Source organism: Edaphobacter sp. HDX4 (assembly GCF_036877565.1).
Taxonomy (GTDB): domain Bacteria; phylum Acidobacteriota; class Terriglobia; order Terriglobales; family Acidobacteriaceae; genus Edaphobacter.
In genome coordinates this window covers 483,320-499,174 of sequence record NZ_JAEDXW010000001.1, presented here as the reverse complement: position 1 = coordinate 499,174, position 15,855 = coordinate 483,320, and the positions used below count along the sequence as shown (strand labels likewise).

The 15,855-nt window shown below is 58.0% G+C and carries 15 protein-coding genes and 1 tRNA gene; 3 read left to right on the top strand and 13 right to left on the bottom strand.

Going from position 1 to position 15,855, the window contains the following annotated elements; translation table 11 throughout:
• Positions 1–64: 64 nt before the first annotated feature.
• The 5 genes from JAO29_RS02135 to JAO29_RS02115 all read right to left on the bottom strand — a co-directional run bounded on the left by JAO29_RS02135 (position 65) and on the right by JAO29_RS02115 (position 5,365).
• A complete protein-coding gene (locus JAO29_RS02135) occupies positions 65–616 on the bottom strand; it encodes a DUF6580 family putative transport protein (RefSeq protein ID WP_334266520.1) in 552 nt (183 codons plus the stop codon).
• Positions 617–680: 64 nt separating this feature from the next.
• Positions 681–1,739, bottom strand: coding sequence for a metal-dependent hydrolase (locus tag JAO29_RS02130; protein WP_334266519.1), 1,059 nt, complete (start codon positions 1,737–1,739; stop codon positions 681–683).
• A gap of 291 nt (positions 1,740–2,030) precedes the next feature.
• Positions 2,031–2,855, bottom strand: a complete 825-nt coding sequence (locus tag JAO29_RS02125; RefSeq protein ID WP_334266518.1) for a SphA family protein — start codon at positions 2,853–2,855, stop codon at positions 2,031–2,033.
• Positions 2,856–2,992: 137 nt separating this feature from the next.
• Positions 2,993–4,012, bottom strand: coding sequence for a hypothetical protein (locus tag JAO29_RS02120; RefSeq protein WP_334266517.1), 1,020 nt, complete (start codon positions 4,010–4,012; stop codon positions 2,993–2,995).
• 39 nt (positions 4,013–4,051) lie between these two features.
• The gene (locus JAO29_RS02115; protein ID WP_334266516.1) at positions 4,052–5,365 is read right to left on the bottom strand and encodes a Dyp-type peroxidase; all 1,314 of its coding nucleotides are present in this window, start codon (positions 5,363–5,365) and stop codon (positions 4,052–4,054) included.
• 359 nt (positions 5,366–5,724) lie between these two features.
• Between JAO29_RS02115 and JAO29_RS23340 the strand changes: the two genes are divergently transcribed.
• Positions 5,725–6,006, top strand: a complete 282-nt coding sequence (locus JAO29_RS23340) for a nuclear transport factor 2 family protein (RefSeq protein WP_442886291.1) — start codon at positions 5,725–5,727, stop codon at positions 6,004–6,006.
• Positions 6,007–6,015: 9 nt separating this feature from the next.
• Here JAO29_RS23340 and JAO29_RS02110 read toward each other — a convergent pair whose 3' ends face one another.
• Positions 6,016–6,621, bottom strand: a complete 606-nt coding sequence (locus JAO29_RS02110; protein WP_334266515.1) for a hypothetical protein — start codon at positions 6,619–6,621, stop codon at positions 6,016–6,018.
• Between the two features lie 348 nt (positions 6,622–6,969).
• Here JAO29_RS02110 and JAO29_RS02105 point away from each other — a divergent pair, with 348 nt between their 5' ends.
• A complete protein-coding gene (locus tag JAO29_RS02105; RefSeq protein ID WP_334266514.1) occupies positions 6,970–7,659 on the top strand; it encodes a tyrosine-type recombinase/integrase in 690 nt (229 codons plus the stop codon).
• A gap of 73 nt (positions 7,660–7,732) precedes the next feature.
• Here the strand turns inward: JAO29_RS02105 and JAO29_RS02100 are convergent.
• From JAO29_RS02100 to JAO29_RS02070, 7 genes are all read right to left on the bottom strand, one after another.
• Positions 7,733–7,809 (bottom strand) — tRNA-Pro (locus tag JAO29_RS02100).
• A gap of 65 nt (positions 7,810–7,874) precedes the next feature.
• Complete coding sequence (locus JAO29_RS02095; RefSeq protein ID WP_334266513.1) at positions 7,875–8,147, bottom strand: oxidative damage protection protein; 273 nt, start codon at positions 8,145–8,147, stop codon at positions 7,875–7,877.
• A gap of 58 nt (positions 8,148–8,205) precedes the next feature.
• Positions 8,206–10,881, bottom strand: coding sequence for a ribonuclease R family protein (locus JAO29_RS02090; protein ID WP_334266512.1), 2,676 nt, complete (start codon positions 10,879–10,881; stop codon positions 8,206–8,208).
• 47 nt (positions 10,882–10,928) lie between these two features.
• A complete protein-coding gene (locus JAO29_RS02085; protein WP_334266511.1) occupies positions 10,929–11,780 on the bottom strand; it encodes a hypothetical protein in 852 nt (283 codons plus the stop codon).
• A 319-nt stretch (positions 11,781–12,099) separates the two neighbouring features.
• Positions 12,100–13,152: a phosphate acyltransferase PlsX gene (gene plsX / locus JAO29_RS02080; protein WP_334266510.1), complete on the bottom strand. Its 1,053-nt coding sequence runs from the start codon at positions 13,150–13,152 to the stop codon at positions 12,100–12,102.
• Between the two features lie 39 nt (positions 13,153–13,191).
• Positions 13,192–13,377 carry a 50S ribosomal protein L32 gene (rpmF, locus tag JAO29_RS02075; protein WP_334266509.1) on the bottom strand — a complete coding sequence of 62 codons (186 nt, stop codon included), beginning with the start codon at positions 13,375–13,377 and terminating at the stop codon, positions 13,192–13,194.
• 66 nt (positions 13,378–13,443) lie between these two features.
• Positions 13,444–14,013 carry a YceD family protein gene (locus JAO29_RS02070; RefSeq protein ID WP_334266508.1) on the bottom strand — a complete coding sequence of 190 codons (570 nt, stop codon included), beginning with the start codon at positions 14,011–14,013 and terminating at the stop codon, positions 13,444–13,446.
• A gap of 202 nt (positions 14,014–14,215) precedes the next feature.
• Here JAO29_RS02070 and JAO29_RS02065 point away from each other — a divergent pair, with 202 nt between their 5' ends.
• Positions 14,216–15,853, top strand: coding sequence for a GH35 family beta-galactosidase (locus tag JAO29_RS02065; RefSeq protein WP_334266507.1), 1,638 nt, complete (start codon positions 14,216–14,218; stop codon positions 15,851–15,853).
• The last annotated feature ends 2 nt before the right edge of the window (positions 15,854–15,855 follow it).

The following is a 15,855-nucleotide window of genomic DNA, read 5'->3' as shown; positions in this document are numbered from 1 at the left end:
TTAGCGCAAACAGAAAGGGCTGCGAATGATCGCAGCCCTTTCTGTTTGCCCGAGGTAAGAACGTTTACGCAGGCCGCTGATTGTGGAGGCTCTCGCGCAGGTTGACAGTGATGTTGCGCGCCAGCGCCGGAAGACCGAAGAAGGCACCTGCCGTGATTGCCGTCGACATCAGATCGTTGGCGTAGAAGGGAATTGCGGCAACATAGCAGGCGAGCAGTCCGGCTGCAGTGTGCGGATACATCATTCCTGCACACCAGACCACCATGTTGCTGAGGATGAAGAAGGAGGTCGAAGTAGCAAGCACAGCTCCCGCAACGCGCAGGGCAGATTGCTTGTGAGCCAGGACCTGGCTGCCCATAAGGAAGACGGCAGCGTACCAGAGCCAGGTGACGACATACTCGCTCACGTGGAAGGGGTAGTTATAGACGTACAGCGTGAGGTAGACGTCAGTCGCCATCAATGTCAGGACGGCAGGGATGACATGCCATCGGCTGCGACGCGCACCAAAGTAGAGCAGGCCTCCGCCCACAGCGGTGAAACCCACGCTCGTGGCTTGGAAGGTATGCGGCAGGATGCGGCTTAGAACAGCGACGAGTAGAGCGAAATAGGCAGCCATAGAAACCTCGGTCTCTAGATTCTAGCCGAACTGGAGAGCGGCGGTTGCAGAAAAGCTACGATCGCTAGCGCTGGATGTGTCCGTTCATCTCCATGTGGTCGACGCGACGGTCGCCGTTGACGAAGACGGTGCCGGCGAGAGGCACCCCGTCCCGCCCCAAGATCGAGGTTCCATACAGGAAGCGGAGATCGCGAAAGGTAACGGTTGTGAGGCCGTCTTCAGTCTCGCCGATGTCGTTGACCAGGGGAAACTGGGACCAGTCCAGGTATACGTGACCAAGCCAACTGCGCTTTGCAACCAGCGCCGCCAGGGTGCTCGGCGGCTTATAGTACACATCGGCCTGCGAACTTGAGCTGACCTCGCCGGTCAGCGTGTTGACCCTTGCCACCTGGAATGCCAGCGGCGTCTCCGTCACCGTCTGCCAGCGGAACGGATTTCCGGGAAACGGGTCTGCGGTCATCCGCACGATCTGCTCCTGTCGCAGACCTGCCTGCCGGGTCAGCTCCATGGCCTTCTGGCGCTCTACAAAACGCAGACTCCACAATCCGACGATTCCTGTCAGTGCAGCAATCGCCCAGCCCCGTCCACGGTACGGCGAACGCCGGGCGCCGACCTCGCTTCCCACCAGACCAAAGAGAGCGGGTGCAGTCAGCGCTGCCAGCAGCAGAAGAAACATCACCGGCTCGAAGATGAAGACGATCGATCCTTCATACCAACGTGGATTGAAAGGGAAGAACGGCCGTACGCCGTAATTGTTTGTCCAGTCCAGCAGGATATGCGAGAGGAGCGCGATCACGGAAAACCAGTAGATTCGCATCCATCGCACAGGCGGATCCGGTTCACCATAATGAGAAGCTCTCGGCATTGCCCTTCGTTGCAGGAGACGATGAATCAACCACACCGCGCCGGTTACGATGGCCGCCTCGAACGGTACTCCCAAAAACGTGTGAGTCCATCCGCGGTGATACTCAAGCCCCGCGACCGGCCCCTTTAAGGACCACAGCACATCCAGGTCCGGAGCTTCCGCAGCCAGCGTCATCGCCAGAGTTGCGTAAGCGGCTTTGCGATTGAAGCCGCTGCGCGACAGAACGGCGCCGGTCATGAAGTGGGTGACTGGTTCCATGTAGGACTCCAGCATACCTTGGCGGCGAAGATCTGCTCCGTTTAGTCTTCTCAGACTCCGACATGACTCTGGTTCCGGTGCTCGAATAGATCAGTGCCTGAGCACGGGGGCAATTGAACCGCATCGACAGCGACGTATAGAAATGGTCTGCCGCGTAACCCCTCGCCGCTAGCGATCTTCGTCGCTCTGGATACCCTTTGCACCTGCCACACGACGCCTGCGTCCAATTGCCTGACGATAGATTTATCAGCCTGAGATAGGATTTCAGAAAATCGAACTCGCACATCTACGCTAGAAAGAGACTGCGATCGAAATCTGTACTGAATATCCCTGGAACGTCGACTTGTCAGCGAATTCTTTAAAGAATTTAACCCCAGTGCTCACTTTCCGGGCCGGTAAGGTCACATTCGATGTGAACCCAAGGGCGTTGACCTTGTAATGTGCGGTGGACTGGGCCAGCGTGATGTTTGGTCCGGTCTTGTCCGTGGTTTGATATTGCCCATAGCCGACCAGCCCTAGTTGCAGGCTCAGGTCACTTTGCAGCGGGAAGACGTGGGTCAACGAATAATCGAGGTCGAAGGTCTCGCCAGGATGAATCTGGGTGCCCTGCTGCACCCCATGAAATTCGTACATCTCGAAGGCCGAGATCGCAGTTGCCTTGTTCTTCGTCAGGTAGACGGTTTCGCCTGCCGCTAACACATGCGTCCAATAGCCGGAGCCGACATTATCATTTGCGCCAGCATTGAATCTGCCCGTGGGAGCCAGGAAACCGTAGATTGTCCGAATGTCAGCGCGTTTCTTCCGCCAACCGAGAATCAGCGGCTGATAGTACGAGTCGGCAAATCCGCCGCCTCCACTGATCGAACCATCTTCATCGGAGCTGAGCGAATTATCGGCAACCGGAAGGGTGGCAGATGCCGAATAGAGCGCTCCTCCCAATGTCCGTAGGGGCTTGCTTACCCAAGCGAAGCTGTTCATGTCCATCAACAGTGAGTGTCGTCCTGTGGCGGTGATCTCGCCATCGGTCCCACGGAGTGTGTCGCGTCCGTAAAACAGGAAGAGGTTTGCGTAAGTAAATCCGGGCTCTGGTGTTACCCCTGAGTTTGTGGCGCTCATTCCCGTTGGGTAGACACCTCTGACTTGCGCTTGAGTAGGGCGGTTCAAGGCACAAACGGCAGCCAGAATGAACGAGACTATCCACATGGATGCGGTGGATTTGCGGGTTCCCACTACTCCCCAATCTCCCTTACATCTCATTTCATCAGAGCCAGGTTTCGCCAGAGATTTTCAAGGCTGTCAGTTCCACCGAAGAGCGTGGTGAAGTGCGTCGAGTCAATGAGAAGAAGATTACCGCCCCGCTGATCCTTGGGAGGCATCCAGAGCAGGCAGTTGAACTCTTTATTGCCCGCCGCCGTAAAGGGATGCGGGCGATCCGGATCAATGGGCTGGCGGGCGAGCACATGCACGGATTCGCCGTTTTGGGGGATGAGTTCGTAGTGCGGCAGGTGAGGATGGAAATTGAACGTTGGGACATGATTGAGTAGCCCAAGTTTGTCGAAGTCTCGAAAGGTCGTGAGCGGCGCGATTTCTTTGGTGTCCTTGACCACCGCAGGACGTAGCCCATACTGGTTGATCACCGGGACATCAAGTGCCTTCATCAATGAACGGGTGTATTGGCTGAATCGCTGCTGACGTGGGACAAGCCGGTCGCCGTGGTGCTCGTATTCCATCTGGCGCTGCTCCATATTGCTAGTGAAGCCGACGTCGTGATGCGGAGCGAGCAAAAGGCAAGTGCCTTCTCGTTGGAGCCACTCGCGTATGGCTGCGATCTCTTCCGGCGCGGCTTCCTGTTCAGAGAGCAGATGGTCGAGGCCAAACACCATCAGCGTGTCGGTGTCTTCGAGGATTCGTTCGTCGATCGGAAGTTTGTATCCTGCCTGGTCAATGCGCTGGAATACGGCAACGGGATAGCCTGTGACTTCGCCGGCGATCTGCTGAAAGCTGAGCGTGGAGCGGTGGAATAACTCGAGTGTTCCGGCGATGCCCTGAAGAAACTGGGCGGCGCTAAACTCAGGCGTTTCGTAGGCTGGCCACGCGACGTTACGGACCTCGGTTATCGTGGAAAAACGATTTTCCATCGCCGCGGTATCACGTTGCGACTCCCATGGGTAGCTCCACGTCCAGTAGATGCTGATGCGACGTTTGCCCGGTGCGTATCTTCGCGGAACATGAGTCTGGTTGTACGTCCTTGCTGAAGCTTTCAATGCACTCATCGAAGGATCCTTTCATTGCTCCAACGGCCGGCTCTTGTGTTAATTTCCCAGCGCCGCAAGGTATCGAAGTGCCCTGATGCCAGGCAGGAAGAAGTAAGCTCCTCCACGTATCGTCGTAAAGGCTGGCAGGCCCTTGATCTTCCGTCGAATCGGCCGTTTCGGGATCGTCATGTCATAAGAACCGTCCTGCGTGCCGAAGATCGGATCCCGTTCGTTCCCTAACTCGTGAAAGTTAGGATCGTTTGCCCAGACATTCATAGCAAATTCGAATTGGCGGACCAGACTGGCACAACCGATAAAGGCGGCGATGCCTCGCTCGATGCCATCCTCGGGGGCGTCTTCCGGCAGGGCCGGTCCATAGGTGCCTCCGCGCCGGATCATCTTGCGCCTTTGCATGTTCGCCGCTGTGTCGCGCGGGTTCATCCGGCGGGCGTGTGCCCCAAGCGGACAGCCATAACCATGAGGGTCCATCTCTCCGTAATTGAAATCGTTATTGCGCTGCAAATCCCCGCCAAGTTCAGGATCATCTTTGTCCGGCGCCAGTACGAGCGGTGCGCCGCTGCGCCAGCGTCCCATCAGCTTGGCTGCTACGAGCTCCTGCTCTTCCCGCGTCGCTCCGTTTTGTCGAAGGAAATCACGAAACCTGCCTACGTGCTCCTCCATCATGAGGTATGCGAGGTAGCTTCCGTTGCGGGTGAGAATCTCAGGTTGTGGCAATACACAGGAGCCTTCTTCGTCGGGATAGCCTAGAAAAAATTCACCCGCTTTGATCGGCGGACCTGACCCGGGCGTCGGCTCGACACCGAATCCCTCGATCGCAGGTTGGGAGAGACGATCCCGATATCCGAAGTGTTCATGTGCATGGCCGTACGGTGCGATGGCTTCAAGGTCGAGAGACGAGAGAACCTCCACATCTGGAAGTCCCCTGAGATATTCTTCGTGTTCTCTCCGGCATCGTTCGCGTTCGACGACGTCGCGTGCGAACAAGATGACGATGGCGTGGAGTTCAGGGCTGCCCAACCCTCCAACCCAATGATCAGGGTGGTTTGCGCCGGTCGTACCTAGAATCGTCGCGCGCGCTGCCATTCCCTGTTGGAACTCCTCAGGGAAATTGGTCAGCGACGATTCATCGACACCCAATGTCCGCAGGCCGTTCCACGTGAATGCTACCGTCACCCATCGTGAGTCGAGATTGCTGGAGGCGACCGAGCTTGCCGTACCCACCTTATCGATGAGGCCGTTCAGCCACGCACGTCCTGCCTCTGCCTTGCGAAACGATAAGAACTCGTAGCGGGCAACAAGCGCGTGGGGCCGCGTGATAAGGAAGTGCTGAAGGTCTTCGAGCTCAGGCATCGGATGCTCTTGGAAGCTCTTGCAAGTCACTGTAGAAGGAAAATCCACCTCATCAACCCCTATCTCCGCTTGGGCGGGGACGCTTGTGAGCACCGGTTCAAGGGCACGATGCTTGACCCCAACTCATGCCGCCTATGTTGCCCTCACAGTGCCTTTAGTCCATGCCCAGGAAACGATGAGCCAAACATCTGCGAGTTTCCGAAGAGCTACCGTAAACATCGCACCCGATTGCGTGATCTGTTTGCCATGTAATTTGAATCCCATAGCATGGGGGTGCCTAGCGTTACCACATAGCACGCCAACGTGGCGAGTGATAGTGCCTATGTGGCTATTCCTGTAACATATCTGAAGCAGATCCGGTGGTTGCGGTGCGCCATTACATCGAGGCCTATAACAGAGGTGACGTGAAGGCCATGACAGCTCTTTTCGCCGCGCATGGATCGATCCTCGACGGTCTTGCCCCGCACGTGTGGAATGGCCCTACAGCCTGCGAGGATTGGTATAGGGATGCAATGGTTGCTGGCGAGCACGAAGGAGCCGCGGACTCACCTGTGCCGCCATTATCTTCTCCGTTCGTAAGGCCGTGTCGTATGTCGCCGGACAATGAAAACGGCGATGAGCGTGCAGCTTCTTCGACCTGAACCTGGCTTCTACTGCATCAGGTCGAGCATTTCGGAAAACTTCGCCTTTAGCTGCAATGCCTTCTTAATCTCATCGGCCGAGGCATAAGGATACTCCGCGTATTCCAGGAAGCTTGGGCACTGGTGTTCGCGAACGAATTTGATGAATGCCGGGACGTTCGTCTTCCAGTCCTCCGGAAAACCTTCAAGGTTCTCGAAAACTGTGTTCAGTCCGTATTTGCCGAAGAGAGCTACCGCGTCTTCGGTGTACTTATCGAAATCGGTATCAAAGATTCCCTGGTACATGAAGTATTTGTCGCTACCTATATCGAAGAGGACCCACCTGAGGTAGTGAAGTTTCAACACTTCAAGAGCCTCAGGCAGACCTGCTATCGTCTCCTGGATTTTGTTCCCGTATCCGCGAATAGCTCTCTCGGTTCCCGGCTTGATCTTTGCGATAATCGTGAAGCCGTAGTTTGCTGGTGTCTTCGGATAGACAGCTCCGTATCGTCCATTCTCGGGTTTGAAATATCCCTCTTTCGGAATCGCCATTGCCGATGGTTTCGTCCAGTCGCTTTGCATCTGCGCGAGGGCCACCGGCTGCGAATTGCTCTTTGGCATTGCTTGTGTTGCCATATCCTTTTCTCCTTTGACTTACTTTTCACGAGTCACACGGAAACGGTCTTCCCGCTCGATCCGAAAAGCCTTCTCGATACCCGGCCTGAAGAAGATCCTAAAAACGTGAGTGCCTTCGCACGCATCCACTCGATCTTGATAGGATCGCGAAACTCAATCGCTTATGAACCGATCAGGTGGTCCCGCACCCGCTCGAATTCTTCATTTCGGTTCGCTGGCGAGACGGGCGGAGATTCCAGAACGAGTCATTCACTACTGGCCTGAAAATAGATCCGCCGCTGTGCCCGGACAACTAGGGCAACCCCTAATAGATTTGACCTCTTCTTCCTTGGGAAGCCTGAGCCGGTTATGCGTTACAAGTGGGCAGCTAGCAATCCCATCTCACTTGTACGATGCAGCAGCAAGCGCGTAGAACAACCGGAGATCCTTACTCCGGTGGAGATTCGCGCAATCCTAGATGAACTTTGCGAACCTGCCCGAACTGTCACCATGCTTGCAGCCATCACAGGCATGAGGCGTGGTGAACTGTTCGGTTTGAAATGGGAAGACCTCGACTTCGAGCGGCGTACTATCCGTGTCGTTCGGAGTCTGGTTGACCAGATCGAAGGCAAGCCGAAGACGGAAACATCACGGAAGCCTCTGCCGATGTCGGACGACCTTGCAGAGGCCCTTGTAGACTGGCGTAAGAAGGCAGAGTACACAAAGCCCTCTGACTGGGTATTTGCGTCTCCTATCTCGTTTGGAGAACGTCCCTACTGGCCGGATATGCTGCTTCGCCGACACATCCTCCCGGCAGCAAAACGGCTAGGCATCCAGAAACGCATTGGATGGCACACCTTCAGGCGTACCGCTGCGACTCTTCTAATGTCGTTGGGGGCAAGCGTGAAGACGGCTCAGGAACTCATGCGGCACGCCACGGCAGACATTACTCTTGAGCTGTACGCTCAGGCTGTCACCGAGGATAAGCGAATGGCACAGAACGCACTCGCTGCACTCATCAATGGCGAGGCAGTTCAAAGGGCAGAAGTAAGGGTTTAGGCTAACTGAACCCTTCTGCACCCTTATTTGCACCTATTTGCTGTGTCGGAGATTGGTAACTGATTGGAATAAATGGTCGGGACGACTAGATTCGAACTAGCGACCTCACCCACCCCAAGGGTGCGCTCTACCAGGCTGAGCCACGTCCCGACTTTTTGCCTGCAGTCCGGGCGGACGGCAGCGGGGTTATTTAGGTTAAGTGTACACGAGCGACCTTAGTTCGTGGGAGCAACGTATTCCTTCGGGAGTGAACCTCCCTCGCCGAAGAAGAACTCGTTCATCTGCTCAACCAGGAACTCCTGTGCCTCGCGTGTCCATGGCTGCAGACGGTATTCGTTCAGCAGCATCTTCTGCCGTTCCACCCATTCGCCCCATGCCTTCTTAGATACGTTTTTGTAGATCTTCTGGCCGAAGTCAGAGTCGAACGGCGGCTCGTCCAAACCCTCCATCTCTGCCTTGTACTTCGTGCAAAACACCATGTGCGCCATGAGTCTTCTATCGCTCCTTCAACACCTCTATTCTACGATGATTCCTCGTTCAGCTCGTCTAACCACGTTTTCCTTTTGCCTTCTGATCGCGAAGGCGCTTCTTCGTCTTGCCTTTTCGCTTCGGCTTTCCTGACCGGTCCGGGCTGGTATGACTATCCTCTCGCTTCGATCGCCGCAGAGACCGTGGGGCAGCAGCGTTCTCATATTCCGAGGGCAGCAGAGCGAACTGCAGGCGACGCTGTTGGCGGTCGATACGGTCAAGCAGGACGTGAACGCGCTGTCCGATCTTGAAGACCCGTCCGTTCCTTCCCCCCACGATCGTTCTGTCCGTGTCGCGGAAGAAGTAGCGGTCATCCTGCAGGCCGGCCAGAGGGACCATGCCCTCGATAAACAGCTCGTCCAGCTCGACGAAGAAGCCGTACTTTGTGCACGAGAGGATAATGCCGGTGAAGTCGTCGCCGACACGGTCCTGCATGAAACGAATCTTTTTCCACTCGATCAGCTCGCGCTCAGCATCGTCCGCCCTGCGCTCGGTCTGACTGGACTCGGCAGCGATAGCGTTCAGCTCGTCCTGCGGTAGAGGACCTTCCCGTTCCGATCGAGGCGAGGGAATTGTTTTCTTGGTCGGCTTCTCGACGCCCCACGGTTGCGGCTCGCTACTCGGAATGGGAAATCCCTTCGAGTCGGCTCCACTGTGGAGGAGGTACCGAAGCAGGCGATGAACGATCAGGTCAGGGTAGCGCCGGATCGGCGAGGTGAAGTGCGTATAACTGGGCGAGGCAAGTGCGAAGTGTCCCACGTTCTGTTCGCTGTACCTGGCTTGTTTCAGTGAGCGCAGCATCAGGTACGAGAGAATGCGCTCCTCCGGCTTACCCTGAATCTTCGCAGTCAGTTTCTGGTACATCTGCGGCGTTACCGGAATTGCGTCGGGAATCTCATGTGTCTGGGCTTGACGACCACGTCCGCGCACATCGCGACGATCTCCTCGCGTCTGCACCCGCTTGACCGGGAGGTTGCTGAAACCGAGCGTGTATCCGAACTGCGCGGCCGTCTCCTCGAAATCGACGATGCGCTTCGGGTCAGGAGTCTCGTGGATGCGATAGATGCCCGCAATCCCATTGCTCTCAATCCAGTGGGCAACGCATTCATTGGCCGCGAGCATGAACTCTTCGATTAGGCGATGAGACCAGCCTCGCTCGGAGCGAACGATGGCCTGCATGTTGCCGTCCGGGTCGAACTGCACAACTGGCTCCGGCAGGTCGAAGTCGATGGAACCACGACGCCTTCGTTTTGCATTCAGGAGAAGCGCAAGCTGATGCATCTGCTCAAACTCTCCCACCAGATCGCTGAACTGAAGACGCGTTGCCGCATCGCCATCCAGGATGGCCTGCACCTGCGTGTAGGTCATGCGCCGAGCGCTGCGGATGATGCCTTCGCATACCTCGAAGCCGACCACCTCGCCGCGTGGGTCGATCTCCATCAGGCAGCTCTGGACGAGGCGATCTTCGTCCGGGCGCAGACTGCACATCCCGCTCGACAGATCATTCGGGAGCATCGGAATCGCGCGATCCGGGAAGTAGACGGAATTGCCTCGCAGCCGTGCTTCCAGATCGAGATCCGTGCCGGGTCTGACATAGTGGCTCACGTCTGCGATATGAACCTGCAGCTGCCAGTTTCCATTCGCGAGCGGTTTTATGTACACCGCGTCATCAAAGTCCCGCGCCGTTTCGCCGTCGATCGTGACGATGGGAAGACCGCGGAAGTCGCGGCGCCTTGTAATCTCATCGGCTGCCAGGGTATCGACCGTCTGTTTCGCGGAGGCAGAGGCCTCGGCGAGGACCTGCGCGGGGAAGACTCGCGGGAGATGGTGCTTGCGAATGACAATCTCGACGTCGACCCCGAAGGCATCCGGCGGCCCGAGGACCTCGATCACGCGTCCGCGAGCAGGTCTTCCCGGCGTGGGATAGCCAGTGATCTCGACGTCCACGGCGAGGCCTTCGAGCGGGCGCAGCGGATCTTCTGCCGCAGTCCACTGCCGCTTCTGCTCCTGGGCCTCTTCGCCAAGAACACGGTGCGGCGTTGCGGTAGACTCAGGGACGATCTCATCACCCTCGACGATCAGGATCGGCTGGGTCGTGCGCTCGTCGAAGGGCATAACGTAGTTGCCTTTCGCCAGCGGCATGTCTTCCCATGGGCTGCGGCGATGGGACTTTGCGTAGTGGAAGATCCCGACGACGGTCGGATTGCGGCGTGTAAGCACGCGAGCGACCCTGCCCGAACGGCGTCCTTCACGATCGCGTGGAGCCTCGTCGACGAGAACCTCATCACCCTGCATGGCTCCATTGATCTCGTTGGGCGGGATGAAGAGGTCGTCTTCGCGATTTGTGCTTCCGTTGGGGCGGACGAAGGCATATCCGTCGCGGTGCAGGTCGATCCGTCCGGCGACGAGGCGATCGCGGGTGGGATGAGCTTCAGTTGTCGACGACGTGTTTCGCGGAGCGCGAGCCGTTCGTGACGGGGTCGCGGAGGGAAGGCTCCACTGTTCTTTATCGATCTTGACAAGGGCTCCTCGCGCCGCCATCCGAGTGAGCTGTTCGAGCAGCAGGCGCCGTTCTCGTCCGCCTCCCAGGCCCAGCTCCCGCACCAGCTGTTTGTATCCAGCACGCTGTCCCGCCGAGCGCTCGATGCGGTTGAGGAGTTCGCGGTCAGTGAATTTATACGGATGCCCGGGCATTTACCAAGAATAGACTGCGGAGCTGTTCTGACGAGACTCTGGCAGGTTCAGCGTCTTGCCGAAAGAGCCGTGGGTTCGCCGCGAAGAAGATTTGCCGCCTGTTCCAGCGTGGTTGCGGGCGGTGTCGGGCGGAAGTCGGTCTTTATCTCGTCCTCCTGCTCGCTGATGTTTTTGAAGAGCAGAACGTGACCCTGAATGTGGACGTGGGATTCAGTGATCTGCCATATCTTCGGTGCGAGCGAGCGGCGTTCGACATTGAAGGTTCCACCCTGTTCCATTCGTCCCAGCAGACCGAATCCGAAGGTTACGTCATGGATCAGCTTCCCTGAGATGCGCTGGATGCGGTTTTCCGGCTTGGCTACGGTGATCTCTCCGGCCATGGCGGCAAAGACTCGTCCCTCCATCGAAGGAGGGTTGAAGTTCGGATCCGGGACGAAGGAAAACGTCGTCTCCTGAGGAGTGTCTGACTTGATCGTCCAGAGGAAGGCGTTCGGGAGCAGACGCAGCATCTCTTCGGCCCGCTTATCGTCCTGCTGGCTGTCCTTGCGTTGCTTCTCCTGCTGGGAGGGATCGTGGATAAAGGACTGGATACGCTGATTTTCCTTGTCGAGATCAGCGGGACTGAGCGGCTGGCCGTTTTGGCGGATCTTCTTTTTGATGGAGCCGTTATCGGTCTCGACCACTTCGTAGACGAACTCTCCCTCGGGGCGGCGGACGGTGGAGCGATAGCGCCAGCGGGAGTGATCGTTAGAATCGGCAGCGATCTCGGTATCAACAGCGACCTTGACCAGCTGCTGAGCGTGAGCGTCGCTTCGTTGTTCAGCGAGTCCGGGAGGAACCAACAGACCGAAGGAGAGAACCGAGACAGCAAAGGTGCTGCAAAGCTTGCCGAATATCATTCCTTTTCGCGACCCTCTTTCTCTGAAGATAGGATGCAAATGGACAGCTTACTGTCATCCCGAAAGGGGTGGCAGGGTACCCTGTTTTTGCGCAAATTCTTGATTCAAAACGACATAGGTCCGGACCTCGGGGGCTAAATTATTGATTTGCAAAGACTTACGGAAACTGCCCAAGATCCCGCCATCCGGGAAGCCTGAGTTTCGGCGCTAATCCAGCTAATCTTAAGTATAGGCGCCCGGATTGGGTGAAACGGCAGATTTAAGCCACGCCGAATCAGCAGCTTGCATCAAAATACCCTTGACTGCCGTAGCGGCAGAGCTACGGCTGGGTAGCTACGGAGGTGTCCAGGGCAGCTTCGATGCCGGGATTGACCTCGGCGTGCGCGAACTCGGCGGCGACACGAATGCCGTTCATGATGGCTTTCTCATTCGAGGAGCCGTGGCCGACGATACAGACGCCGCGGACGCCGAGCAGGGGCGCTCCGCCGTACTCGTTGTAGTCGAGACGCTTTTTGAAGTCGCCGAAGGCGCGACGGGAGAGCAGGGCTCCCACCTGGGAGGTGACTGTGGATTTAAGGGCATCGCGGAGGGTGTGACTTACCAGCCGGACGATTCCTTCGGACGCCTTGAGGGCGACGTTGCCGACGAAGCCGTCGCAGACGGTGACGTCGCAGTTTCCGTTGTAGATATCGCGGCCCTCGACGTTGCCGACGAAGTTGATTCCCGGAAGCGCACGCAGGAGGGGCAGGGTGTCGCGGGTGAGGGAGTTCCCCTTGGAGTCTTCTTCGCCGATGGAGAGCAGGCCGACGCGAGGGTTGGGGATCTTGAGGACGTTCTGGGCAAAGATGTGGCCCATGACGGCGAACTGGACCAGATTGTCGGGGTCGCAGTCGACGTTAGCTCCGACGTCGAGGATGAGGGAAGGGGTTCCGCGCGTTGTCGGGACGGTGCTGGCCAAGGCGGGACGGTCGACGCCGGAGAGCATCCCCAGGACCATCTTGGCGGTGGCCATGGCGGCGCCGGTATTTCCTGCCGTGAAGAAGCCGGCGGCTTTTCCGTGCCCGGAGGTTGCGCGGGAGGAGACCCCTTCGCGAACCATCTTGAGGCCCACACGCATGGTGGAGTCGCGCTTGCTGCGGACTGCCTGGGCGGCCTTATCGCCCATGGTGATCCACTCGGAGGCGGGGGCGATGAAGATGGGAAGGTGCTTCTGATGTCGGACGTGCTGGCGGAGGATGGGGCGCAGAATCTCTTCTGGTCCGACCAGGTGCACACGCACGTCGTAGTGGCGTGCCGCTAGAACGGCCCCGCGGATCTCTGGATCGGGGGCCTTGTCGGAACCCATCGCGTCAACGACGATGTCGATCGGCATCAGGAAACAATAACAGGATTTCTATTGGCAGAAGGGTACTTAGCTGGCTTCCTTGACCGTAAGGACATCACGACCCTTGTAGGTTCCGCACTTGCGGCAGGCGCGATGAGGCAGCTTGCGCTCGTGGCAGTTGGGGCACTCGGAGAGACCGGTGGGGGTGAGGAAATCATGGCTGCGGCGCTTGGCGGTGCGCTGCTTGGAGTGGCGCCGTTTTGGATTAGGCATTGCAGTATCCCTTTCGCTTCGCCCGGACCCGGGCGAAGGCGCGGGACGCGGAGCGGAAAAACTCTTTTAGTGCTTAACCTCGATCTTGTCAGCCAGTCCCGCCAGAGCATTCCAACGCGGATCAGACGGTGTCTGTTCGCAGGAGCAGATTGCGAGGTTCTGATTCTGACCACAACGAGGGCAGAGGCCCTTGCAGTCCAGCTTGCAGAGGGTTCGAGGGGGCAGGGAGAGTAACACCTGCTCACGCACGACATCCTCAAGCAGAAGACCGCTCTCCTCATAATAACCGATTTCGGTCTCGTCGGGGGTAATTGCGTGTTCGCCCATCTCGCTATCGGCTTCGGTGGGGCGGAAGACGAGGTCGAACTCGCCAGAGAGGTTCTGGGGAACGGGCTCGACACAGCGGGCGCAGAGAATCTCGAACTCGCCGTTATAGGAGGCCCGGAGGCGAATGTCGTTTACCTGGGAGTTTCTGCCGCGCTCTTCGCTGCGGTGCTCCACCAGCAGATCGGCCTGCCCTTTTACGGGAAGAGGAGAGACCTGGCGGATGTCGGGGCCGTATTCGAGGAGTCCGGGAGCGATGGTCTCGTCGATCTGGAGGGGTTCGTCGAAGAGTTGAACGGGGGTAATGAGCACGTCTTTAAGGGTAGGACTTTGGTGGGGCGGGGTCAAATGGGCGAGCCCAAGCTAGGCTTCGCATGCCGACACAGAGGCGGTGAGCTCTCTGCTGGCAGGCGACGATCCGAATCTCGGATTAGCAATGGAGAAAAAATTTCTCTTTTGATACAGACAATCATAGGGTGACTGTTTTAATGTGGTGCGGATGAACTCCATCGGCATGAGATTGCACCTGTTTGGAAGAGCAGCCGGGATGATCTTTGCGCTGGGCGCGCTTGTTGCATCGGCTCGCGCAGCGGATCTCCCGCGGCTGGAGCACGCCGATGGGCGCTACACGCTGGTGGTCGATGGACGGCCTTACTTCCCGCTGGGAGCGCAGGTGGGGAACTCAAGCGGGTGGCCGGCGATGCTCGAGGAGCTTTGGCCCAAGGCTGAGGCGCTGCACCTGAACACGCTCGAAGTTCCCATCTACTGGGAACAGATGGAGCCGCGCGAGGGAGTCTTCGACGATACGGTGGTCGAGGACGTGATTCGACAGGCACGAGCGCATCATGTGCGGCTGGTGCTGCTGTGGTTCGGGACGTGGAAGAACGGGAAGATGCACTACGTTCCTGATTGGGTGAAGCAGGATACCCAGCGGTTTCCACGGATGGTGACGCGCGGCGGACAGAAGATCGATGTGCTGAGTGCGAACTCCGAGGCGAATCTGGACGCAGATCGCAAGGCATTTGTGCACCTGATGCGCGTACTGAAGCAGACGGATGGAGACCAGCACACCGTCGTGATGGTGCAGGTGGAGAACGAGTCCGGAGCCCTGGGCAGCGTGCGGGATTTTTCGCCTGCAGCGCAGAGACAGTTCGAGGGTGCAGTGCCAGAGGCTCTGGTGAAGGCGCTGGGCAAGACGGCAGGGACGTGGAGGCAGGTCTTTGCGGAGGATGCGGACGAGACGTTCCAGGCCTGGAGTGTAGCGCGTTATATCGGCCAGATTGCGGCGGCGGGAAAACAGGAGCTGGCTCTGCCGATGTATGTGAACAACTGGTTGAAGAGTCCGCGCGGATACCCGGTGCTGACGATTCCGGGAGAGGATTACCCGAGCGGCGGCCCGACAAGCAACATGCTGGCGGTGTGGAAGGTTGCGGCTCCTGCGATCGATATTCTCGCCCCTGATATCTACGTTCCCAATACGGAGCGGTATCGCGATGTGATGGAGCAGTTCAAGAGGCCAGATAATCCGCTGTTCATTCCGGAGACACATGGGTTCGGGCATTTTCCGGGAAGTCAGGGAGCGGCAAGAAATCTTTTTCTGGCGATCGGAGCGGGGACGATCGGGTTTGCTCCTTTCGGGCTGGATAATTTTGCGCCTGTGAGTGCGGACGGTAAGCCGGATTACGAGCAGACAGGCCTGGCGCAGAACTATGAGCTGCTGAGCCCCATCGCCGATGAGCTGGCGCAGCTGCAGTTCGCGGGGAAGGTGCGGACCGCGGTAGAGGAGCCAGGGCTGGAACAGGTGGAGCTGACGTTCGGCCGGTGGAGTGCTCTGGTCAGCTTCCCTCCCGCGTATGCGGCGAGCGCGGATACGGGTGGGCTTTCGCTAACGGCTGCGTTGCACATGGGGCGGGTGATGGTGGCGCAGCTTGGTCCGGATGAGTTTCTGGTGGCTGGTATCGATGCGAGAGTGAACTTCCGGGTGACACCTCCCGCGGGAGAGAAGCAGGCGCAGCTGCTAACGGTGGAACAGGGAACGTACACGGGAACGAAGTGGCAGCCGAGTCGGTTATGGAACGGCGACGAGACGGATGCGGGGTTGAACTTCAAGGCGCCGGGCAGCGTGGTCCGGGTGAAGCTTGGTACGTATTGAGT